The 22,500-nt window shown below is 69.2% G+C and carries 16 protein-coding genes and 1 pseudogene; 12 read left to right on the top strand and 5 right to left on the bottom strand.

Annotated elements, in window-relative coordinates; all coding sequences use genetic code 11:
* The 4 genes from QR77_RS47025 to eccE all read right to left on the bottom strand — a co-directional run.
* Nucleotides 1-1,076, bottom strand: a 1,076-nt coding sequence (locus tag QR77_RS47025; protein ID WP_269084341.1) for an SCO5717 family growth-regulating ATPase, incomplete at its 3' end; no start/stop codon positions are given.
* A 601-nt stretch (nucleotides 1,077-1,677) separates the two neighbouring features.
* Nucleotides 1,678-1,911 (bottom strand): DUF397 domain-containing protein, encoded by a 234-nt coding sequence (locus tag QR77_RS30710; RefSeq protein WP_040025258.1) that lies wholly within the window; start codon nucleotides 1,909-1,911, stop codon nucleotides 1,678-1,680.
* A 164-nt stretch (nucleotides 1,912-2,075) separates the two neighbouring features.
* Nucleotides 2,076-2,804 (bottom strand): hypothetical protein, encoded by a 729-nt coding sequence (locus tag QR77_RS30715; protein ID WP_040025259.1) that lies wholly within the window; start codon nucleotides 2,802-2,804, stop codon nucleotides 2,076-2,078.
* Complete coding sequence (eccE, locus tag QR77_RS30720) at nucleotides 2,801-4,144, bottom strand: type VII secretion protein EccE (RefSeq protein WP_173476377.1); 1,344 nt, start codon at nucleotides 4,142-4,144, stop codon at nucleotides 2,801-2,803. Before eccE ends, QR77_RS30715 begins: the two co-directional genes overlap by 4 nt.
* Before the next feature lie 181 nt (nucleotides 4,145-4,325).
* Here eccE and eccB point away from each other — a divergent pair, with 181 nt between their 5' ends.
* The 7 genes from eccB to QR77_RS30750 all read left to right on the top strand — a co-directional run bounded on the left by eccB (nucleotide 4,326) and on the right by QR77_RS30750 (nucleotide 11,682).
* The gene (eccB, locus tag QR77_RS30725) at nucleotides 4,326-5,870 is read left to right on the top strand and encodes a type VII secretion protein EccB (protein ID WP_040025260.1); all 1,545 of its coding nucleotides are present in this window, start codon (nucleotides 4,326-4,328) and stop codon (nucleotides 5,868-5,870) included.
* A gap of 14 nt (nucleotides 5,871-5,884) precedes the next feature.
* Complete coding sequence (gene mycP, locus QR77_RS30730) at nucleotides 5,885-7,180, top strand: type VII secretion-associated serine protease mycosin (RefSeq protein ID WP_052489163.1); 1,296 nt, start codon at nucleotides 5,885-5,887, stop codon at nucleotides 7,178-7,180.
* 170 nt (nucleotides 7,181-7,350) lie between these two features.
* Nucleotides 7,351-7,848, top strand: a complete 498-nt coding sequence (locus QR77_RS30735) for a hypothetical protein (protein ID WP_040025262.1) — start codon at nucleotides 7,351-7,353, stop codon at nucleotides 7,846-7,848.
* Nucleotides 7,841-9,601, top strand: a complete 1,761-nt coding sequence (locus tag QR77_RS47030) for a hypothetical protein (protein ID WP_160310973.1) — start codon at nucleotides 7,841-7,843, stop codon at nucleotides 9,599-9,601. The genes QR77_RS30735 and QR77_RS47030 overlap by 8 nt, the downstream gene beginning before the upstream one ends.
* Nucleotides 9,602-9,626: 25 nt before the next feature.
* Nucleotides 9,627-10,877 (top strand): S8 family serine peptidase, encoded by a 1,251-nt coding sequence (locus QR77_RS44190; protein WP_078877349.1) that lies wholly within the window; start codon nucleotides 9,627-9,629, stop codon nucleotides 10,875-10,877.
* An 81-nt stretch (nucleotides 10,878-10,958) separates the two neighbouring features.
* Nucleotides 10,959-11,318, top strand: coding sequence for a WXG100 family type VII secretion target (locus QR77_RS30745; protein ID WP_040025264.1), 360 nt, complete (start codon nucleotides 10,959-10,961; stop codon nucleotides 11,316-11,318).
* 67 nt (nucleotides 11,319-11,385) lie between these two features.
* On the top strand, nucleotides 11,386-11,682 hold the full coding sequence (locus tag QR77_RS30750) for a WXG100 family type VII secretion target (protein ID WP_040028935.1): 297 nt from the start codon (nucleotides 11,386-11,388) through the stop codon (nucleotides 11,680-11,682).
* Between the two features lie 102 nt (nucleotides 11,683-11,784).
* On the opposite strand, the gene QR77_RS30755 is transcribed toward QR77_RS30750, so the two are convergent.
* Nucleotides 11,785-15,762: a type VII secretion protein EccC gene (locus QR77_RS30755; RefSeq protein ID WP_040025266.1), complete on the bottom strand. Its 3,978-nt coding sequence runs from the start codon at nucleotides 15,760-15,762 to the stop codon at nucleotides 11,785-11,787.
* 277 nt (nucleotides 15,763-16,039) lie between these two features.
* Between QR77_RS30755 and eccD the strand changes: the two genes are divergently transcribed.
* The 5 genes and pseudogenes from eccD to QR77_RS44195 all read left to right on the top strand — a co-directional run.
* Nucleotides 16,040-17,551, top strand: coding sequence for a type VII secretion integral membrane protein EccD (gene eccD, locus QR77_RS30760; RefSeq protein ID WP_173476378.1), 1,512 nt, complete (start codon nucleotides 16,040-16,042; stop codon nucleotides 17,549-17,551).
* 267 nt (nucleotides 17,552-17,818) lie between these two features.
* The gene (gene rpsO / locus QR77_RS30765) at nucleotides 17,819-18,109 is read left to right on the top strand and encodes a 30S ribosomal protein S15 (protein ID WP_040025267.1); all 291 of its coding nucleotides are present in this window, start codon (nucleotides 17,819-17,821) and stop codon (nucleotides 18,107-18,109) included.
* 379 nt (nucleotides 18,110-18,488) lie between these two features.
* Entirely contained in the window at nucleotides 18,489-20,714 is a 2,226-nt protein-coding gene (locus QR77_RS30770; RefSeq protein WP_040025268.1) for a polyribonucleotide nucleotidyltransferase, read from the top strand.
* Nucleotides 20,711-22,090, top strand: a complete 1,380-nt coding sequence (locus QR77_RS30775) for a pitrilysin family protein (protein WP_040025270.1) — start codon at nucleotides 20,711-20,713, stop codon at nucleotides 22,088-22,090. Before QR77_RS30770 ends, QR77_RS30775 begins: the two co-directional genes overlap by 4 nt.
* Before the next feature lie 52 nt (nucleotides 22,091-22,142).
* Nucleotides 22,143-22,500, top strand: a pseudogene (locus tag QR77_RS44195) (4-hydroxy-tetrahydrodipicolinate reductase); the annotation flags it as partial.

Here is a 22,500-nt window from a genome sequence, read left to right on the forward strand (position 1 = left end):
CCCGGACCGGGGGGATAGGGACCGGTCTGCTGCGGGAAGCCGTAGCCCGGCGGCGGGGCCGGTGCGGCCGGGGCCTGCTGCCCGGGGTGGGGCGGCACGCCCGGCTGTCCCGGTTGCGGGAATCCGTAACCGGGCGGGCCCTGCTGAGGCCCCGTCGGCCCTGGCTGCGCGGGATAGGCGTTCGGCGGCTGTGCCGGATCCCCGGCGGGCGGGGAGAGGGGCCACTGCGGCGCCGACGGCGGTGCGGCCGGCTGGAAGGTGGGCGGCAGCGGCGGCAGCCCGGAGTTCGGGGTCGCCGACGGCGACTGGGCGGGCCAGGGCGAAGCGGGCGCGGGAGCCGGGGGCGCGTCCCACGGCTGGTCGGCCTGCGGTGCGTCCGTACCCGTGTCGTGCGGCGCTGCGGCGGCTTCGTCGTCGTCCTGGTCCGTCTCGTTCGCCGGGGCGCCCTCGTCGTCAGGTTCGGTCGCCGACGTGACGACGGCGGGGTCGGTGCCGGGGGCGCTGTCGTCCTCGCCCTCAGGTGCTTCCGTACGGTCGCCGGAGCCGGCGGAGTCGGCCGGCTCCGCGGTGGCCGCCGCCTCTTCCCGCTCCTTGGCCGCCTTCGCGGCGTCACGCTCGGCGAAGTCCCTCCTGAGCGACGACGACGAGATCCGCATCGTCGAGCCGCTCTCCACATCACCGCCGCCGAACGGCGCCGGTGTGCCGGCGGAGGATTCGGAGGCGGCTACGGGCGGAACGGGCAGCGGCAGCGGAATCGGCGCCGGAGCCTCGGCCTGGGGCCGTTCCGGAGCGACGGGCCGGGGCGCGGGGGCCGGGGCCTGCGACGGGGCAGGAGTGTGCGTCGGCGCCCAGTTCGGCTCGTGGTCGGTGTTGTGTACGGGGAACCCGGGCGGCCCGGACACGGGAGGGCCGACGGGCGGCGGGGGAGAAGGCGCGGACGCCGAATCCGGCGCCCCGCCGTCCTGCGAATCCCCTGACGTGTCCCCCGGAGTGTTCTGCGTGTACCAGGCAGGCGGGGTGTAGTCGATGGTGAACTCACCCGTCAACTCGGGCTCCGCGTCGGACTGATCGTCCACGGGAGGCCGGTTCCAGCCTCCGCGGATCTCGTCCCGATCGCCGTTCACTTTGCCTCCTGTGGTCGAGCACCCTTGTGCCGTGGTGGGTGGGGGGCGACAGGACCTGTCGTCCGAGCCGCCCGGCTCTTCCCCTGAACGACGGCGGCAGGCCTGCCCCCGTAGGTTCTCTGCCGCGCTCCTACCCACCCTAATCGTCATTCGCGTCCGCCCGGCAGGGTGGACCGTCCGTCAACAAGGGTGCCGGGCCCCGTCCCGTACGTCACGCACCGTCCCCAAGTGAACCCGCCGCACCCGAACATGAGCGCGGTCCGGGCTCAAACCGGCACATCCCCCTACAAGACCCCGACGTAATCCACACTTCCCTGGCCAACGCCCTGACCGATCGCGGCGGGTTGTCCGGGCCTGCGACCCCGCCCAACAATCCGGTCTCGATGTCCCCGAAGGGCCCCGGGCCACCGCGGAAATCAACCGTACGAAGACACCGGGGGAACAGCGCGGGAGGAACAGCCAGGAGGATCAGCCGACAGGAATGGAGAAGGGGGGCACGCTCCAACCGGAGCGTGCCCCCCTCTTCCACACCCGGCGTCCGCGTCCGCGCGCCTCAGTGCAGGTCGAACTCACCGTCGCGCGCGCCGAGCACGAACGCCCGCCACTCCGCTTCCGTGTACCGCAGCACCGTCTCCGGGTCCAACGAGGACCGCATGGCGACGGCGCCCTCGGGCAGATAGGCGATCTCGACCCGTTCCTCGTCCGCGCTGGTACCCGGAGCGCTGTGCCACTCGACACCTGAGATGTCGAGGGCGTACAGCTCGTCCTTCTCCTGTGCGCTCCCCATCAGTCAAGCTCCCCTTCGGTAACGGCCGGCCCCAACGTCACTCCGGACATCGTAGGACAGTCCGCCCCCGCGGAAAGGAGCACCGGCGAATTCGGTACCCGCCGGGCCGACGGGTGGTAAAGGCGAGGCGGCAAAGGGTGGTGGCGGGGTTTCGGGTGCGTCCGTCAGTCCATCCGGCGGGCCATACCCAGCAGACCGGACTCCGCGTCCGTAGCGCTCGTCATCACCCAACTGCGCTCACGCCCGGCGCACCAGAGCGTCACCCCGTCCGCCAGCGTGGGCAGCGCCTCCGTCTCGGCGCGGGAGAGTCCGAGGATCCGGCTCGTCTGCTCCGCCTCCTGCGGTGAGACCCGCTGGACGCCCACCAGCGTGGAGTCCCGCATCAGCCGGGGCGCCACCGGGCTCATGTACGGCAGCAGCGTCATGACCGACTGCCACGGCGCCGACACCACGCGCCCGCGCGGCGGCCGCATGCCGCAGTCCCGTACGACCACGACCGGACTGCCCACGGTCGCGCCCATCGGGGGAACCCGCCCCACGTCGTGGAGCGTCACGCACTCCAGGCCAGCGCCCGCCGCCTGTGCGAGGGGGGTCCACGCCTGGGCGCGCCCGGTCTCGACCGCAACCCGCGCACCCGTACCGGCGGCGCGCAGCGCCAGCACCTGGGCCGTCCAGAGGCCGCCGACCAGCAGTACGTCGTACGGTGTCGAACGGTGGAAGCCCACCAACTGCGGGCGCCCCTCGGTGTCGTCGCCGATGACAACACCGTCGTCGCCTACGGGCAGCGACAGCGCCCCCAGGTCGCTGACGGACATCGTGTGCCCCGCGTACCGGGGGCCGTGCATCCCGCGTCCGGCGCGCCGTCCGGCCGCCGTTCCGTTCCCGGCGCTCATCGGGCACCGCCGAGCGGCAGCGTGGCCAGCACACCGGGGAGCTGTTCGCGGTCCAGCCGGATGAGGGAGACCTTCGCGGACCGCGCCGCCTGCTCCAGCGCCCGCCGTACCCGTACGAGTCCGGTGTCGGTGCCGCCGGTGATCCGTACATGGCCGCCCACCGTCATCGACCCCCGCAGGGACCCGCGGCGCAGAGTGAGACTGAAGGTGGTCGCGTAGGCCGGGGCCGAGGTCAGCAGCGCGACCAGCTTGGGAAGCGGCGTCGCCCCCCGCCCCAACTCGGGCCAGCGGCCCACCGCGTACGTGGTGTGCCAGCGGTCGTCGCACCGCCAGACGCGGGGCGTCTCCGCCGTACGCCGGCGGGGCGCGGCCTCAGGACGGCTGGCGCGCGCCGACAGTGCGGGGTTGGCACAGGCCGACGTCGCCACCGTGGAGTTGAACTCCTCCTGGTCCAGCACGACGGCCCGGAACCCGGCACCGGTGATCCGGCTCGCGACATGGTCGGCCACCCGCACCAGACAGCGCTGCGCGCCCTCCGTCCCCCCGCCGCGCGCGTCGACGGCCTCCCTGCACAGCTCAGGATCGAGCTTGACGGCGACCCAGGTCATCCGCAGCGCGGGCGCTCCCGTCCGTTCCTGCAACGGGGCGTACGAGAGCCGCGCCATCGACTGCTCGGGAAGATGCGGCGCCGGCGCCGGGCGTACCTGCTGCACCAACTGCACCGACTCCAGCACGATGTCGTCCACCTCGAGGGCGTCACCGAGGACGGACAGCGGCAGCGAGCGGGCACCGAACACGGGGTGCAGCGCGTCGCTCTTCGCCTCGACCCGCACCACCGCGGTCAGGAAGGAACCGTCGCCGAGCATCCCGACCGTGCGCCGGTCGCGGTCGACGTAGGTGAACGGGCGGAGCCCCGGCACGTTCTCGGCCACGGGGGCCAGCGACGGATCGACGTCCGCCGGACTCGGCGCCGTGGCACGCCTGCGCGCCCGCAGCGCGAGAGCGGTCGAGAGCCAGTCCTGCACCGCGTGGCCACGACGGCGTATCACCGCGCCCACCACCAGCGCACAGCCCACGACGCCGGCCGGCAGCAGCCAGGCACGGCCGAGCGCGGCCCCGATCACGGCCAGCGCCAGACCCACCTCGATGAGCACCAACTGCCGCACCTGGAAAGGCCCGACGCGGCTGGTGAACGACAGCGGCCGCAGGGTGGTCCTGGCGGGAGGGCTCACCGGCGTGGTCACGGGCACGGCCTCCGGCACACCACCACGTCGCCGCCGGGAGGTTTCGGGGGGCCGTGCGGGAGTCCGTCCGTCCCGCTCGCGCGTCGCCGTACTCATCGCCGCCTGGCCCCCTGTGCCGTAATTAGCGTTGTCCCCATGGGCGTTGACCGGGCGATCACCTTACCTGAGCGGTGTGGCGTCATACCCAGCATGCATAGTAGGGGGCCGGTACGACAGCAGGCCCCGCCCGGCCGGTACGGGACCTGGTCGGCTCCTGGGGGAGAGGGACAGCGGACAGATGGCATCACGACGGGACGAACTCAACGCCTACACCTTCGCGAAGCGGAGGCTGATCGCGCAGTTCGTACAGCCGAACCCGAGCGGTTCCGAGGAGGGAGCCCCGCGCCCGCTGCGCGCGGTGATGCCGGGCGCGATCGTCGGCGTGGTGATCCTCGCGGCCTTCGGGGCCTGGGGGATGTTCAAACCGGTGGCACCCGAGAAGTGGGACACCCCCGCCGAGAACGTCATCATCGCCAGCAAGTCCACCACGCGTTACGTGGTGTTGAAGACCGACGGCAAGACACAGCTCCATCCCGTGCTGAACATGTCCTCGGCGAAGCTGCTCCTGAACCCGGACAAGGGCGCTGTCGTCAACGTCGACGAGTCGGTCATCGACAACAGCAAGATCCCGCACGGTCCGACCCTCGGCATCCCCTACGCCCCCGACCGGCTGCCCGACCCCGAGGAGGCCCGGTCCCCGAAGCGCTGGGCGGTCTGCGAGCGGCCGGGCCCGGGCGGCAGGGCCATACTCAAGTCCGCTTTCGTCCTCGCCGCCCGTGACCGGGGCAAGGTCGAGGGCGCCAACAGCCTGCGCGGCGGCGAGCTGATGTACGTGGAGGGGCCGGGCCCCGCCAGCGTCCGCTACGTCGTGGACGCCGCGGGCAAGGCGTACCCCGTCGAGAACGACAGTGCGCTGCTCCGCCTGGTGGTCGGCCAGGTGGTGGACCAGGACAGGCAACCCCAACGGGTCTCCGCCGCCTGGCTGGACACCCTCCACAAGGGCGACAAGATCACCTTCCCGGTGATCCAGGGGGTTCCCGGCAGCCCGGCCGGCGCCCCCGGCGACCTCGACGCCGCCACCAACAAAATCGGCATGGTCCTCACTGCGACCGACGGCACCAGGGAGCAGCACTACGTCGTCCTCCAGGGCCGGGTCGCCCCCGTCTCGGACTTCACGGCGAAGCTGCTCCTCAACAGCAAGGCCCTGGTCGGTGTCGGACAGGCGGGCCACGCGAAGCCGGTCAGCGCCGGGGCCATCGAGCCGGGTGAGGCGTTCGGCAAGGACAAGGACTGGCCGACCAGCGCCCCCGAGGCCGTCAACTCGGCGAGCCCCACGGCGGGAAGCCGTAACACCGTCTGCAACGTCCTGCTGAAGGTGGACGGGCACAGTGGCGCCACCACCCTCTCGACCTGGGCGGGCACCGGCTTCCCGCTCACACTGCCGACCGGTTCGACGAGCGCGTACGTCACTCCCGGATCCGGTCAGCTCTTCCGCCAGTTCTCGGGCTCCAGGACCGACACGGGGTTCGTGTTCCTCGTCACCGACACCGGGCTGCGGTACGGCATGCAGTCCAACGGTGACAGCAGGACCGACGACCCCGGCATCGGCTCCTCCGGCACCGCCCAGGAGCAGCAGGCGGCCCAGCAGGAGGCACAGCAGGCCCAGAACCGGCTCGGCTTCAAGGGCGTCGTCCCGGCGCCGATGCCGCTCGCCTGGTCCTCGTTCCTGCCGACGGGCCCGAGCCTGTCGACGGGGTCGGCCCGCCAGCCGCAGGGCTCCTGAGGAGGAGAGCTGACATGACGTACACGTACCGGCGTTTCTTCGGCGCGGCGGCCGCAGCCGCGCTCGTCCTGATCGGCCTGCCGGCCTCCCCGGCCCACTCCACACCCCTCACACCCGCCGACGACGGGGATTCGAGCGCCGAGTGCACCTTCCCCGCGAAGCCGTACGAGGGCCGTCCCTGGTCCCTCCAGCGCGTCCAACTCGACCAACTGTGGTCGCAGTCCACCGGCAAGGGCGCCAGAGTCGCGGTCATCGACACCGGTGTCGACATCAAGAACCCGCAGCTCACCGACGCGGTTGACACCAGGAGCGGCCACAACCGGCTGAAGAAGAACCTCAAGGACGACACCGGCGAGACGATCCCGCGCGGCAAGGAGAACGGCACCACCGACACGGTGGGCCACGGCACCAAGGTCGCCGGCATCATCGCGGCCCGCCCCCTGAAGGGCACCGGTTTCGTCGGCCTCGCTCCCGACGCCAGGATCATTCCGATCCAGCAGAACGACGCCGAGGGCCACGGCACCGCCGAAACCCTGGCGTTGGCCATCGACGACGCCGTCGGCGAGCACGCCGACGTCATCAACATCTCCCAGGACACGGCCAACGCGGTCAAGCCCACACCACTGTTGGAGCAGGCGGTGGACAGGGCACTCGCCAAGAACATCGTCGTTGTCGCCTCGGCGGGCAATGACGGCCTGGACGGAAAGCTGCAGAAGACCTACCCGGCCTCGTACGCCGGAGTCCTGGCCGTCGCGGCGTCCGACCGCAACAACGAACGCGCCGGGTTCTCGCAGTCCGGTGACTTCGTGGGCATAGCGGCGCCGGGGGTAGACATGATCTCCACCGTTCCGGGGGGTGGCCACTGCGCCGACAACGGTACGAGTTTCTCCGCCCCGTACGTCGCCGGCGTCGCCGCTCTCGTCAAGGCGAAGCACAAGGACTGGACGGGGAAAGAGATCGTCGCGCAGATGCAGCAGACGGCGGAACGCTCGATCCCGGGCCGCGACCCCCGGGTGGGCTGGGGAGTGGTCGACCCGGTGCGCGCGCTGACGGAGGACGACAAGCCCATCGAGGCCCCGGTGGCCAGCGGCGGCGTAACAAGGGCCGAGGCGCCCACCCCGGCCCGCCTCCCTCTCGGCGAAACGGCGGAGCAACGCGCGACCCGCCTGGGCACGTATGTGGTCGTGGGCGGCGCGGTCCTGGTCGCCGCCATCACGGGCGCGGCGGTGGCACTGCGTGACGCGCGGCGGCGGAGGGCCGGGGGCGCGGGGACGGGCGCGAGTGCGGGCGCGGGTGCGGTGAATGGCTGAGTGTCAGATCACCACACTGGTAAGTCACATGACGGGTAAGACACTTGGGCCTGTCGTATCCAGTGGCTAGAGTGTCATTCGTGTGATCGGTGATGTGCGATCAGTGATGATCCATTGCTGTGATCGCAACGGGTGGTGACTGCGGTACACGGGGAGGGGTACGGGGGACTGTGGGCGAAAATGCCAGCAACGGCGGCGGTAGCGCCGGTGGCGGGGACATCGAGACTGAGAAAGACGCGCTGACGAGGTTCCAGACGCGTGTGAACACGCTGCTCAAGAACCTCGAAAGCGGGGCCGCCAGCGGCACGAAGGTGGCGGCGCAGAAGGTCGTGAGGGCGTCGTTGGGTGGAACGAGCACCCCTTTCATGGAGGCGGACGCGCTCTACGGCCAGTACAACCGGGTCCACGACGCACTCGTGACGCTCTCCAAATCGCTCGGTGACCAGATCGAGGGCCTGAGCCTCGGTGTCCGGGGTGCGGAGACCGAGTTCGCCAATGTGGACGAGGACGTGCGCTACCGCTTCGCTGTGATTCAGACGCGCATCGAAGAGGACCACAGGAAGCTCCGCGACGACATGGCCAAGGAACAGGGTTCGAAGGCGACTGAACCCGCACCCAAGACTGTTGACGTCAAGCAGGGGTCTTCGGACTGGAGGGGCAATGGCTGATCCGGAACGTGGTGCCGGTAGAACACCTCCGGCAGACAAGTACGCCCAGGACCACCAGAGGGTCCAAGCCGAGATCAAGACTTCGGATGACGCCGAGCTTCAGAAGCGCATGCTGAGCATGTTCATGCTCAAGCCGGCCAACCCTCTCCCCCGGCCCAGCCCGCTGCTGCCCAGGTCCGACTTCGAAGATGCCGATCTCAACGCGATGGTCGACCTGGTGCAGCATGGCAACCCTGCGGACATGGAGAACGCCGGGAAAGCCCTGTGGGATGCCCGCGACGCGTTGAAGGACGCTGCGAAAGAACTCGAAGGCCATGTCAAGGGGCTCACCTGGACGGGGGAAGCAGCCGACGAGTTCCGTTCCTTCGGAGCGGCTCTCATCGCTCACACCCACAAACTGAGTGACTTCGCGGACGCGGCTGGTACGCAGATCACGGTCGCCGGATCGGGCCTCAAGTCGGTGCACAGTTCGATGCCCCCGCGCGACAGCCGACTGGAAAAAAAGCGCGTCGAAGACCTCCCGCCCGAGAAGCGCGTCGAAGGAAATCCGGAATACGACGCCGCTGTGAAGGTGGAGGGGCACCGCCAGGAGGCCGTCAACCAACTGAACCGTCTCTCGTCGTTCTATCAGGTGGCGGGTCAGACCCTGGCGGGTCAGGAGCCGCCGGTGTTCGACCGGCCTTTGAACGTGGATATGCCTCAGCCCACCGGACGCCCTCGTGACGTGTCGTCTTCTGGCTCCACGCATAGGGACGCCGAGTCGTCGCACAGGAGCGGACCGCCTCCAGTCTCTCCGCACAGGGAACTCGCCGATGACGGAACTGGGGGCGGCGGCAAGTCGCGGCCGGAATCCCTTGACCACGCACCCCCTTCGGCCCCGGACACATCGGTGGTGGTCGACGGCGTGACGGCACCACGGACGCCCACCACCACGCCGGACACCACAGCGCTGCCCCCTTCCCACGGACGACCCTCCGGCCCCACAGACGGATTCACTCCTCCCCCTCCGGGAGGGTTCGGCAACAACAAGGGCGGGGGCGGTCCGCGATCGTTTGTTTCCAGCCCCCCGGAACGGAGCGGTCCGGCTGTCGGACGAGCCATAGGCAATCCCGGAGGTGGCCGCGAATCCACCGGGCGTACGGGGCCCATTAGGCGGCCGAGCGGTATGGGTGGTGGCCCGGACCACGCGGGGACGGGACGTACCAGTACGCCAGGCATCTCCGGTGGCACAGCACAGTCGCCCCCGGCAGGTCGTTCCGGCACAACTGGTCACCCCATGCCTGGCGGGCAGTCCGGCACGAGCAACGGCTCCGGCGCCCGCAGCGGTCGATCGAGCGGCATCGTGGGCGGCAATCCGCAGCGTGCCACTTCGGGCTCCTCAAGTTCACGGATCCCGCGCGGAACCGTCGTCGGGGCAGAAGGAACGACATCCGGACGGCCGTCTGCGGGAAGAGCTGGTCAGCCGGGCGTCATCGGCGCGGGTGCCGCCAACAAGGCCGGCAGTACTGGAGGGCGCGGCACAGCGAGCTCGAAAGGGATTGTGGGCACACCTCGCGGCAGTACGCCCGGCGCGCGGCCCGGTACCAGAGGCTTCACGCAGGGAGGCGCGGGACTCGTACGCGGCCCCGGAGGTCGGAATCAGTCCGAGGACGACGAGCAGGAGACCGGCGGATCACGTCCTGACTACCTGACAGAAGACGAAGAGACATGGACGGCCGGCGGGCGCACCATCGTTCCGCCGGTGATCGAGTAGGTACAGGGAAGGTTCGGAAGTCAGGATGACGGCAGGAATGAGCCAGGTCCGGAAGCGCAGTACGCCTCACGTTTTACGGCGGGGACTTCTCTGTACGGTGGCTGCGCTTGGTGCGTGGACTATCGGTGTCGCCGGTTTGGCTCCTGCCGCCGCTGCGGCGGATGTGCAGTCGAAGCAGTGGTACCTCGATGCGATGGGTGCCAAAGACATCTGGAAGATCACCACTGGGGAAGGCATCAAAGTCGCCGTTATCGACACAGGCGTTAACCCGTCCACGCCTTCATTGAAGGGGCAGGTTCTGCCGGGGTTTGATGCCACGGAAAGTACGGGCGGTGAGACAGACGACTACTTGGGTCACGGTACGACCATGGCAGAGTTGATTGCCGGCACAGGTGAGGGAGGCCTGAAGGGCCTTGCCCCCAGCGTGAAGATCATCCCAATTCGGGTCAATGATCCAGAATTCGACAAGACGCACAAGGTGAACCCAAGTTCTACCTCGGACGCAATTCGAGCTGCGGTAGATAGTGATGCGCAAATCATCAGCATGTCTTTTGGTACTCCCTTCGCCGATTCGAGAATCCGGGCCGCGACGGAGTACGCGATGAGCAAAGGAAAACTGTTCTTTGCCAGCACTGGCAACAATGCTGAAGAAGGAAATAAGCCGGAATATCCGGCCGCTTACCAAGACGTTATTGGTGTAGCCTCGGCCGATCGTAAAGGCAAGGTAGCTGAGTATTCGCAGAATGGCGACGATGTCGACCTTGCCTCGCCGGGGAACGAGATCCCGCGTTGGTGTGATGCGACGTTCAAGAGCTACTGCGACGGTGAGGGCACTAGCCCCGCTACGGCCATTGCCTCGGCTTCGGCCGCACTGGTTTGGTCCGTTCACCCGACGTGGACGGCGAACCAGGTTCTCCGCGTCCTCTTCGACACCGCAGGCCGGACCTGGGCGGACAACGAACGCAGCAAGTACCTGGGGCACGGCCTGATTCGCCCCGCGACCGTCATCGTCGACAAGAAGGGCGATCCCGGAGCCGCGGACATCAGCCCTCTGACCAACCAGAAAACACCCGTCGCCGCCACCGCGCCCACCTCTTCCGCACCAGCTCCGTCACAACCCGCGAAGAGCAAGCCCGCCGACAAGCCAGTTGTGGCAGCCTCCAGTCAGAAGACGGGGGACAGCCAAGTAGGCCTGATTGTCGGCCTCGTAGCTGTCGTCGTGGTGGTTCTCGCCGGCGGGGGCTTCCTCGTGGCCCGCAGGCGCCGCAGTAGCTGACCGCGTCCACCACTCACCGCCCGGTGAGATGTCGATCCACCGAGACCACCACCGGGAACTCCAAGAGAGGAAAACCACCGCATGTCAGTTCAGAAGGTCAACGGTCATTCCCTTGTAGAGCTGCAAAAGGAGCTCAGCCGCAACTTCGACAGTGTCAAGTCCCAGTTGAAGGGTCTCCAGGCCACGATCGACAGCCTCGAAGGTCACTGGAAGGGCATCGGCGCCGGCGCCTTCAACAAGAAGCAGACCGAGATCAACGAGCACATGGTGAAGATCGGCAACCTGCTGCTCAGGTACCAGGAAGGCATTGAGGCCGCCCGCACGATCGCGGGTAACACCGAGGACGAGATCCACGACGCCATGAACGGCATCGACGTCGTCGGCGGCTACTCGGGCGACGCCGCCGCGCAGGCCGGCGTGTCGAGCATCAGCTCCTTCTGACACCGGCCGGCCGTAGCTCACGGCCCGGTTTTCCACCGCATACCTGAACACGAATTTGGAGGACTACGTGTCACAAGACGACGGCACCATGGTTGTCACCTACTCAAGTCTTGAGCAGGCTGCGGGTGACATCAAGAAGCAGGCGAAGGCGCTCGAAACGAGCCTGAGCGACATCCAGGCGAAGATCCGCTCGGTGTCCGACCTCTGGGCGGGCGAATCCCGTACCGCGTACGACGCCGCGCAGAAGCAGTGGGACAACGAGGCCCGGGCGATCCACCAGGCCCTGCAGCAGATCGCCAACGCGGTACAGACCGCGGGTCCCGCGTACCACGCCGGTGATAAGAGGGGCGCTGCGAACTTCTAGCAGGCGCGCGACCGTCGGTGTATCGACGACGAAAAAAAGAGGCAGGGTGGGCACGCGCGGGAGGCGCCCACCCTGCCTCTTTCGTCTGTCCTCCTGTCCCGCTCAGGACTGGTCGGTCACCGGCATCAGGCCCGTCTGCACCAGCGGGTTCCCCCGGCGGCGCGAGATGAAGATGCCCCGGCCCGGCGGCATCGGCCGCGGCCGTACGTTGCCGATGATGTCGCCCTCGTTCGGGTCACCGGAGAGCAGCACGCCCTGCGCGCCCAGCTCCTGGATCCGCTGCATGAACGACTCGTACGCGCCCCTGCTCGCGCCCGCCGTGTTCCTGGCGATGATGAAGCGGACGCCGACATCCCGCGCGAAGGGGAGCATCTCCGTGAGTACGGCCAGCGGGTTGCCGCTCGACGTGGACACCAGGTCGTAGTCGTCCACGATCACGTAGACGTCCGGTCCCTGCCACCAACTGCGGTCGCGCAGTTGCTGAGCCGTCACACTCGCCGACGGCGTACGGCGCTGCATCAGGTCCGCCAGCGCCGTCACGTGGTGCTCCATGTTGTTCGACATGGGGACGTACTCGGCGAGGTGTGTCGGCGGGGCCGCGTCCAGCAGTCCCCGCCGGTTGTCGATCACGAACAGCTTGCAGGTGTCGCCGTCGTACCGCTCGGTGAGCTGCTTGATGAGCAGCCGCAGCAGGTTCGACTTGCCGGCCTCGCTCTCCCCGAAGATCAGGAAGAACGGGTCCTGTTCGAAGTTGACGAAGACCGGCTCCAGGCTGTTCTCGTCGATCGCGAAGGCGACACCGCGGTCCGGCTGCGCGAAGCCCGCCGGCAGGTCCCGCACCGGCAGTTCGCGCGGCAGCAGCCGTACGGCCGGAGCGCCCGGCGCCGTCCAGTGCCGCGAGACCTCCTGCGTCATCGCGCTGGTGGCCTCCGACAGGTCGCTGTCGGAGTTGATGCTGTCGATCCTCGGCACCGCCGCCATGAAGTGCAGCTTCTCCGGCGTCAGACCACGCCCCGGCACCCCGGCCGGGACATTGACGGCGAACTTGCGGTCCAGTTCGGAGTCCATCGTGTCGCCGAGCCGCAGCTCCAGCCGGTTCATCAGATGGTCCTTGAGGTTCGCGCGGACCTCCATCGACCGCGACGCCGACAGAACCAGATGGATGCCGTAGCCGAGCCCGCGCGCCGCCATCTCCAGGACGGTCGGCTCCAGGCCCTCGTAGTCGGCACGGAAGTTGCCCCAGCCGTCGACGACCAGGAACACGTCGCCCCACGGCTGCTCCACCGCCGAGATCTCGCCGCGCGCCCGCAGCCTGCGGTAGGTGGCGATGGAGTCGATGCCGGAGCTCCTGAAGTACTCCTCGCGCCGCGTCATGATCCCGTACACCTCGGCGACCGTACGGCGTACCCGCTCGGGATCGAGACGCGAAGCCACCCCGCCGACATGCGGCAGACCGGCGATCGACGACAGGCCGCCACCACCGAAGTCCAGCCCGTAGAACTGGACTTCCTGCGGCGTATGGGTCAGGGCGAAGCCCGCGACCAGCGTGCGCAGCAGCGTCGACTTGCCCGACTGCGGGCCGCCGACGATCTGCATGTGGCCGGCCGCGCCGGAGAAGTCCCGGTAGAGCGTGTCGCGGCGCTGCTCGAACGGTTTGTCCACCACACCCAGGGGTACGACGAGACGCCCCGCGCCCTCGAACCCCGGCTGCGTCAGCCCCCGGCCCTGAACGTCCGAGAGCCCCGGCAGCAGCTCGTCCAGCGCGGGCGGGTTGTCCAGCGGCGGCAGCCACACCTGGTGCGCCTCGGCGCCACGCCCCTCCAGCCGCCGCACGATCACGTCGAGCACGGTGTCGGCCAGCGCGTCGTCCCTCGCCGCCGGCCCTTCCGGCGCGGCGGGCCTGGGGCTCGGAGCGGCGTACCGCACCGCCACCGGCGCCGCCGTGAACGGTACCGGCCTGCGGTCCACCGGCAGCGGATCGCCGAGAGCCGCGGTCTGCTGGGCGCCGGTGCGGTACACACCGGAGACGTACGCCGCCTTGAACCGCACCATCTCGTCCGTACCGAACTTCAGATACCCGGACCCGGGAACGTTGGGCAGTTGATACGCGTCCGGCACACCGATCGCGGCACGCGACTCCGCAGCCGAGAAGGTCCGCAGACCCACCCGGTACGAGAGGTACGTCTCCAGGCCGCGCAGCCTGCCCTCCTCCAACCGCTGTGACGCCAGCAGGAGATGGACTCCGAGCGAACGCCCGATGCGGCCGATCTGCACGAACATCTCGATGAAGTCCGGCATGGCGGTGAGGAGTTCGCTGAACTCGTCGATGACCAGGACGAGCGAGGGGATCGGCTGCAGAGGGGCGCCCGCCGCGCGCGCCTTCTCGTAGTCATGGATGTTGGAGTAGTTCCCCGCGTCACGCAGCATCTCCTGCCTGCGGTTGAGCTCGCCGCGGATGGAGTCACCCATGCGGTCGACCAGCGTCAGGTCGTCCGCCAGGTTGGTGATCACAGCGGCGACATGCGGCATCTGCGACATGCCGGCGAAGGTGGCACCACCCTTGAAGTCGGCGAGGACGAAGTTGAGCGTCTCCGACGAATGGGTGACGGCCAGGCCCAGCACCAGCGTCCGCAGCAGCTCCGACTTGCCGGAGCCCGTCGCCCCCACACACAGCCCGTGCGGCCCCATGCCCTCCTGCGCCGCCTCCTTCAGGTCCAGCATGACGGGCGCGCCGTCCTCGCCGACACCGATCGGTACGCGCAGCCGCTCCGCCTGCGAGCGGGCCCGCCAGGTACGGCTGACATCCACGGACGCCGCGTCGCCCAGGTTCAGCAGATCGGTGAAGTCCAGGTTGGCGAGCAGCGGTTCGTCGTCGTCCCCGCCCGCGGCCACGGAGAGCGGGGCGAGCTGCCTGGCGAGCGCCTCCGCTGCCTCGCCGCTCAGCAGGTCGGGCGTGCCCTCGTACACCAGGCCGTGCTCCGACTCCAGTTGCAGCGAATCGGGGTGCACCACCACCGACAGGCTGCCGCGCGCGCCGGTGACCTCGCCCGCCACGACCTCGACGACCGTCACACCCTGGAGCCCCTCGGCCGAGGCGAGCACGGACATATGGGGAATGGACTGGCCGTCGAGCACGACGACGACATGCGGCTGCTCCAGCAGGGCGTGGCCGTCCGGCTGGAAGCGCGGGCGGCCTTCCAGGCGCCCGGCCAGCATGTCGTCCAGCTCCCGTGCGTCGGTGGTGATCAGGCGGCGGCTGCCGGCCCCGTCGGTGGTACCGGGGGCCTGCGCGTGCGGGAGCCACTTCGCCCACTCCCAGTACCGAGCGGCCTCACGCCCCGCGGCGACCGCGACGACCAGGTCGTCGGGGGAGTGCAGCGAGGTGAGCGAGCCGACCATCGCCCGGGCGGTGGAGCGTACGGACTGGGCGTCCCCACTGATCGTCACATGGTAGAAAGCGCGCAGCGAGACGGCCATCGGCAGGCCCTCCAGGGTGCCGTGCGCCATCAGGAAGTGCTGCATCGCCCCCGCGGTCAGCGGCTCCAGCTCCTCCACCGGCGCGGTCTCCGGAGGGATCAGCGGGGTGGCGAGCTGCTGGCTGCCGAGACCGATCCGCACCTGCCCGAAGTCCGGGTCGCCGGTGCGGCGCTCCCACACCCGGCTGCCCTCGGCGACCAGCGCCCAGAGCTGCTCGGGCGACGGGTGCAGATAGAACTGCGCGTCACGCTGGAGATGCGCGGTCCGCAGCACGGAACGCCTCGTCTGCGTCAGGTACTTGAGGTAGTCACGCCGCATGTCGGCGAGCTCCCCCTGCGTACCGCGCCGGAAGCGGAGCAGCATCGCGATCGCCATGCCGACCGTCGACGCGATCATGACCATGCCCATGATCCGCATGATCGGATTGGGCGTCATGAAGAAGAAGACGACGGACCCGCCCATACCCAGCATGGGCAGGAGCTGCATCAGCACGCCCTCCTGCTGCCCCCGTGGCAGCTCGGGCGGTGGCTGCAACTGCACCTGCTCGTCGGGCACAGCGGACGGCAGAGCTCGTGGTGGGCGTTTGACGACGATCTGGCTCACAGATCCCCAACTCCTCCGCCGGACAGACTCTTTCCATCGGCGCCCCCGTGGCGACGGGCTCCATCCGCGGCCAGTGATCCTACTTGTGCGGGCGGTCACCGGCTGGCGGTAGGGTGACGCGACCGTGTCCGCCCGGCCGCGAACTGCCGTGAAAGTGGGGCCATTCCGGCAGCGGACGCACAGCTCGTGAGCAACTCGCGCTCCGTTCGCGGTCCGTCAGGACCGCGCACACGACCTGAAGAGCGCGATCCAGGGACACGACGAGGGGGAGCACCAGGTGACTGTGACGGCCCAAACGGCGGCCACCGGAACGGCCAGGCCCGGCACCGGTGTGCAGCCCGGCGGCGGAACCGGCTTCTGCCGGGTCACCGTCGTCGCGCCCGACAGCCGCGTCGACGTGGCACTGCCCGAGGACATCCCGCTCGCCGACCTGCACCCGGAGATCCTCCGGCTGTCGGGGCAGAGCCCGGCGCCCGGCGCACCCGTCGGGTACCACCTGGTGCGCCGCGACGGCACCGTACTGGAAGGCGCCCTCTCCCTGGCGGCGCAGCGCATCCTCGACGGCGAGCTGCTCTCGCTGCGCCCCTTCGCCGAGTCGCTGCCCCCGGCGGTCTTCGACGACGTCTCCGACGCGGTCGCCTCGGCGGTCGCCCGCGACCGCGCCCTGTGGACCGACAGCCTGATGCGCGGCGCCGGACTCCTCGGCGGCTCCGTGCTGCTCTCGCTCGTCGCCTTCGTCCTGTGGACGGCCGACCCCCACCACGACATGCACGGGCTGCCCGGCATCCTGGCCGCGGTCACCGGCATCCTGCTGCTGGCGCTGGCCGGCGTACGCGGACGCGTCTATGACGACCGCCCCTCGTCGGTCGCCCTCGGAATCGGATCGCTGGCGAACATCGGCGTCGCGGGTACGGGACTGCTCCCGCTGGTGGACGGGGGGGGCATCGGCAAGCTCCAGTTCCTGCTCGCCTGCGCCGCCGTACTGGTCGCCTCGGTGATCCTGGTGATCGTCTCCCCGGGCGGCGACGGGCCCTTCGTGGCATTCGTCTTCGCCGCCACCGTCGGCATGCTCGTGACCTTCGCCGCGATCACGACCGACATGGAGTCGATCGAGACCGCGGGTGTGTGCGCGCCCCTCTCCGTAGGAGCACTCGCCTTCCTGCCCGGACTCTCCACCCGCTTCGCCCGCCTCCCCATCGGCTTCGAACCGCCCCGCCCTGGCGCCGGCGGATACGGGAACAACCCCGAGCCGGTGGCTCCGGGCCCGATCGACGCCGAGCGCATCGCGGCCCAGGCCCGGCGCGGACACGAGCTGATGGTCGGCCTGGTCGGCGGCTGCGCGCTGGTGGCCGTCGGCTCCGCGGCCGTGCTCGGTTTCTCCGACAACATGTGGGGGCAGTTGCTCGCTCTGGCCACCGGCATCGCCATGCTGATGCGCGCCCACCTCTTCCGCTACACCGCACAGGTCGGCTGCGCGCTCGTCGCGGGTCTCGGCTCGCTCGTGCTCCTCGTACTCGGCCTCTCGCTCAATCCGCCCCGAGAGCTGATGACGGCCGCCCTGACCGGTGACGGCATGGCGCTCGACATCCGTACGGTCTGGCTCACCACGGCCGTCGCCGGTGTCGCCGCGGTGATCACGGCCATCGGGCTCATCGTGCCGCGCAAGGGAGTGACGCCGTTCTGGGGCCGCTTCCTGGAGATCGCCGAGGCGTGTGTGCTGCTGACGCTGATCCCGCTGTGCCTCGCGGTCTTCGACGTCTACCACTCGATCCGCGCGCTGACGTCGTAGCCGTACGCGAGGAAGGGCGTGCCCGAGGAGAGCCGGACGCGAAGAGACGTCGTACGCGAGGAGGCGCCCCGTACGGGTGACAGAGCCGTGCGCGGGACGTCCCGAACGGGCTGGTACGCTGTGTGACGACCGTTCGTGTACGTGATTCCGGAGCCCCTGGCTCCGCGACCAGCGTCCGACGGATCCCCCGCCTCCCGAGTAACAGAAGCCCCCCAGAGTATTCGACCTGGGGCACTCGGTGGCAACGAAGACCTACGAGGAGTAAGCGTGCCGCTCGACAGCGCTACGAAGAAGCAGATCATGACGGACTTCGGCCAGAAGGAGGGCGACACCGGCTCTCCCGAGGTCCAGGTCGCCATGCTCTCGCGCCGGATCTCGGACCTGACCGAGCACCTCAAGCTCCACAAGCACGACCACCACTCCCGTCGGGGTCTGCTGATCCTGGTCGGCCAGCGTCGCCGCCTGCTCCAGTACCTGGCCAAGAAGGACATCCAGCGCTTCCGTGCGCTGGTGGACCGCCTGGGCATCCGCCGCGGCGCGGCCGGCGGTGCCAAGTAAAGACGCGGACGCCGTGAAGGGAGCGGTTCCCACTTCCGGGGGACCGCTCCCTTCGACGTATCCGCGAGGCCGGAATGCCATCCTGGGGTCAAGCTCAGTAATCTGGTCGCACGAGCAGGACTGAGCGGCTCGGCAGAAGAGCAGCACAGAAGCAGTACGAAGAGCACAGAAGAGCAGTACCGAGCAGTACCGAAGAGCACAACAGAAGAGGAGGAGCGCCTCCCACCGCCGCCGGTCCTCGGTAGTGGCTCCCGGAAAGCCGCGGCCCAAGCCGCCGCCCCGGGTGCTTCGATCGAAGACCGGCCCGCAGCAAGAGGAGCGCTTCTCCGCCACGTCCCCTGCCACACGGGCACCGGACGAAGACGAGGAGAGAACGCTAGTGGAGAACGAGACCCACTACGCCGAGGCCGTTATCGACAACGGAACCTTCGGCACCCGCACCATCCGCTTCGAGACGGGCCGGCTGGCCCGTCAGGCCGCCGGCTCGGCCGTGGCCTATCTGGACGACGACACCATGGTGCTGTCGGCCACCACCGCTTCCAAGAAGCCCAAGGACCAGCTCGACTTCTTCCCCCTCACGGTGGACGTCGAGGAGCGCCAGTACGCGGCAGGCAAGATCCCCGGATCCTTCTTCCGCCGTGAGGGCCGCCCCTCCGAGGACGCGATCCTCACCTGCCGTCTCATCGACCGCCCGCTGCGCCCGTCCTTCAGGAAGGGACTGCGCAACGAGATCCAGGTCGTCGAGACGATCATGGCGCTCAACCCCGACCACCTGTACGACGTGGTCGCGATCAACGCCGCCTCCTGCTCCACCATGCTGGCGGGCCTGCCCTTCTCGGGCCCGATCGGCGGCACCCGCGTCGCCCTGATCAAGGGCCAGTGGGTCGCCTTCCCGACCCACACCGAGCTCGAGGAAGCCGTCTTCGACATGGTCGTCGCCGGCCGTGTCCTCGACGACGGTGATGTCGCGATCATGATGGTCGAGGCCGAGGCCACCGACAAGACGATCCAGCTCGTCAAGGACGGTGCCGAAGCTCCCACCGAGGAGATCGTCGCCGCCGGCCTCGAAGCGGCGAAGCCGTTCATCAAGACCCTCTGCAAGGCGCAGTCGGACCTCGCGTCCAAGGCCGCCAAGCCGACCGGTGAGTTCCCGATCTTCCTCGACTACGAGGAGGACGTCCTGGAGTCCCTGACCTCCGCGGTCAAGGGCGAGCTGGCCAAGGCGCTCACCATCGCCGGCAAGCAGGAGCGCGAAGCCGAGCTGGACCGCGTCAAGGTCCTCGCCGGCGAGAAGCTGCTCCCGCAGTTCGAGGGCCGCGAGAAGGAAATCTCCGCCGCGTACCGCTCGCTCACCAAGACCCTGGTCCGTGAGCGTGTCATCAAGGACAAGGTCCGCATCGACGGCCGCGGCATTACGGACATCCGTACGCTGGCCGCCGAGGTCGAGGCCATCCCGCGTGTGCACGGCTCCGCGCTGTTCGAGCGTGGCGAGACCCAGATCCTGGGCGTCACCACCCTCAACATGCTCCGCATGGAGCAGCAGCTCGACACGCTCTCGCCGGTCACGCGCAAGCGCTACATGCACAACTACAACTTCCCGCCGTACTCCACCGGTGAGACCGGCCGCGTCGGCTCGCCGAAGCGCCGCGAGATCGGCCACGGCGCCCTGGCCGAGCGCGCGCTCGTGCCGGTGCTGCCGACGCGCGAGGAGTTCCCGTACGCCATCCGCCAGGTCTCCGAGGCGCTCAGCTCCAACGGCTCCACGTCGATGGGCTCGGTCTGCGCCTCCACCATGTCGCTGCTGAACGCCGGTGTGCCGCTCAAGGCCCCCGTCGCCGGTATCGCCATGGGCCTGATCTCGCAGGAGATCGAGGGCGAGACCCACTACGTCACCCTCACCGACATCCTCGGTGCGGAGGACGCCTTCGGTGACATGGACTTCAAGGTCGCCGGCACGAAGACCTTCGTCACCGCGCTCCAGCTCGACACCAAGCTCGACGGCATCCCCGCCTCGGTCCTGGCCGCCGCGCTGAAGCAGGCCCGCGACGCACGCCTCCACATCCTCGATGTGATGAACGAGGCCATCGACGTCCCGGACGAGATGTCCCCGAACGCCCCCCGGATCATCACCGTCAAGATCCCGGTGGACAAGATCGGTGAGGTCATCGGCCCCAAGGGCAAGATGATCAACCAGATCCAGGAGGACACCGGCGCCGACATCACGATCGAGGACGACGGCACCATCTACATCGGTGCCGCAGCGGGTTCGCAGGCCGAGGCCGCCCGCGCCACGATCAACGGCATCGCCAACCCGACCATGCCGGAGGTCGGCGAGCGCTACCTGGGTACGGTCGTCAAGACGACCACCTTCGGCGCGTTCGTGTCACTGCTCCCGGGCAAGGACGGACTGCTGCACATCTCGCAGATCCGTAAGCTCGCGGGCGGCAAGCGCGTGGAGAACGTCGAGGACGTCCTCGGTGTGGGCCAGAAGGTCCAGGTCGAGATCGCCGAGATCGACCAGCGCGGCAAGCTCTCCCTCATCCCCGTAGTCGAGGGTGAAGAGGGCGCGGAGTCCGAAGAGGCGAAGGACGAAGCGACCTCGTGACATCCAGCTCCAGGACGACGGCCCGCACCTCATCGGAGGCGCGGGCCGTTGCCCGTACCCAAACACTGCTCAAGGGCGAGAACGGCATCGGCACGGTCCGCCGTACGACCCTGCCCGGCGGCCTGCGCGTCGTCACCGAGACCCTGCCGTCCGTACGCTCGGCGACCTTCGGCATCTGGGTCCAGGCAGGCTCCCGTGACGAGACGCCCGCGCTCAACGGCGCCACCCACTACCTGGAGCACCTCCTCTTCAAGGGCACCAAGAAGCGCAGTGCCCTCGACATCTCCTCGGCCATCGACGCGGTCGGCGGGGAGATGAACGCCTTCACGGCGAAGGAGTACACCTGCTACTACGCGCGGGTCCTCGACAACGACCTGCCGCTGGCCATCGACGTCGTCTGCGACATGCTCACCGGCTCGCTCATCGAGGCCGAGGACGTCGACGCCGAGCGCGGAGTCATCCTCGAAGAGATCGCCATGACCGAGGACGACCCGGGCGATGTCGTGCACGACCTGTTCGCCCAGACCATGTTCGGCGACAGCCCTCTCGGCCGTCCCGTCCTCGGTACGGTCGACACCGTCAACGCCCTGGACCGCGACCGGATCACCCGCTTCTACAAGAAGCACTACGACCCGACGCACCTCATCGTCGCCGCGGCGGGAAACATCGACCACGCCACGGTCGTACGCCAGGTCCGCACCGCCTTCGAGGCGGCCGGCGCCCTGTCCCGTACGGACGCCACGCCCCTCGCGCCCCGCGAGGGCACCCGTGCCCTGCGCACGGCCGGCCGGGTCGAGCTGCTGAACCGCAAGACCGAACAGGCCCATGTGGTCCTCGGCATGCCGGGCCTCGCCCGCACCGACGACCGCCGCTGGGCCCTCGGGGTCCTCAACACCGCGCTCGGCGGCGGCATGAGCTCCCGGCTCTTCCAGGAGGTACGGGAGAAGCGCGGCCTCGCCTACAGCGTCTACTCGTACACCTCGGGCTTCGCCGACTGCGGGCTCTTCGGGGTCTACGCCGGCTGCCGTCCGAACCAGGTCCACGACGTCCTGAAGATCTGCCGCGACGAACTGGACCGCGCCTGCGAGGACGGCCTCACCGACGACGAGGTCGCCCGCGCCGTCGGACAGCTCTCCGGATCGACCGTCCTCGGCCTGGAGGACACCGGCGCGCTGATGAACCGCATCGGCAAGAGCGAGCTGTGCTGGGGCGCGCAGATGTCCACCGACGACATGCTGGGACGGATAGCGGCGGTCACCCCCGACGAGGTACGCGCGGTCGCCCGCGACGTCCTGGGACAGCGCCCGTCGCTGTCGGTCATCGGACCGCTCAAGGACAAACAGGCCGACCGCCTCGACGAAGCGGTCTCGGCCTAGGACCGGCCGTCCTCCCGACAGTCACTTCCACGACGCTGAAGGAAACAGAGCGATGAGCAAGCTGCGTGTGGCCGTACTCGGCGCCGGGGGCCGTATCGGCTCCGAGGCGGTACGGGCCGTCGAGGCCGCGGACGACCTGGAGCTGGTCGCGTCCCTCGGCCGGGGCGACAAGCTGGAGACCCTGGTGGAGTCCCGGGCCCAGGTGGCGGTCGAACTGACCACACCCGGCTCGGTGATGGGCAATCTCGACTTCTGCGTACGGCACGGCATCCACGCCGTCGTCGGCACCACGGGGTGGACCGCCGAGCGGCTCGCGCAGCTCGACACCTCGCTGGCGGCGTCCCCGGAGACGGGTGTGCTGATCGCGCCGAACTTCTCCATCGGCGCCGTGCTCACCATGAAGTTCTCCC

This window comes from Streptomyces sp. 150FB (genome assembly GCF_000818195.1).
Classification (GTDB): Bacteria; Actinomycetota; Actinomycetes; order Streptomycetales; family Streptomycetaceae; genus Streptomyces.

Coding starts and splice junctions, on each gene's coding strand:
- QR77_RS30710 (WP_040025258.1), bottom strand. CDS start 1,911: ATGGGGAGCGCACAGGAGAAGGACGAGCTGTACGCCCTCGACATCTCA.
- QR77_RS30715 (WP_040025259.1), bottom strand. CDS start 2,804: ATGAGCGCCGGGAACGGAACGGCGGCCGGACGGCGCGCCGGACGCGGG.
- eccE (WP_173476377.1), bottom strand. CDS start 4,144: ATGAGTACGGCGACGCGCGAGCGGGACGGACGGACTCCCGCACGGCCC.
- eccB (WP_040025260.1), top strand. CDS start 4,326: ATGGCATCACGACGGGACGAACTCAACGCCTACACCTTCGCGAAGCGG.
- mycP (WP_052489163.1), top strand. CDS start 5,885: ATGACGTACACGTACCGGCGTTTCTTCGGCGCGGCGGCCGCAGCCGCG.
- QR77_RS47030 (WP_160310973.1), top strand. CDS start 7,841: ATGGCTGATCCGGAACGTGGTGCCGGTAGAACACCTCCGGCAGACAAG.
- QR77_RS44190 (WP_078877349.1), top strand. CDS start 9,627: ATGACGGCAGGAATGAGCCAGGTCCGGAAGCGCAGTACGCCTCACGTT.
- QR77_RS30745 (WP_040025264.1), top strand. CDS start 10,959: ATGTCAGTTCAGAAGGTCAACGGTCATTCCCTTGTAGAGCTGCAAAAG.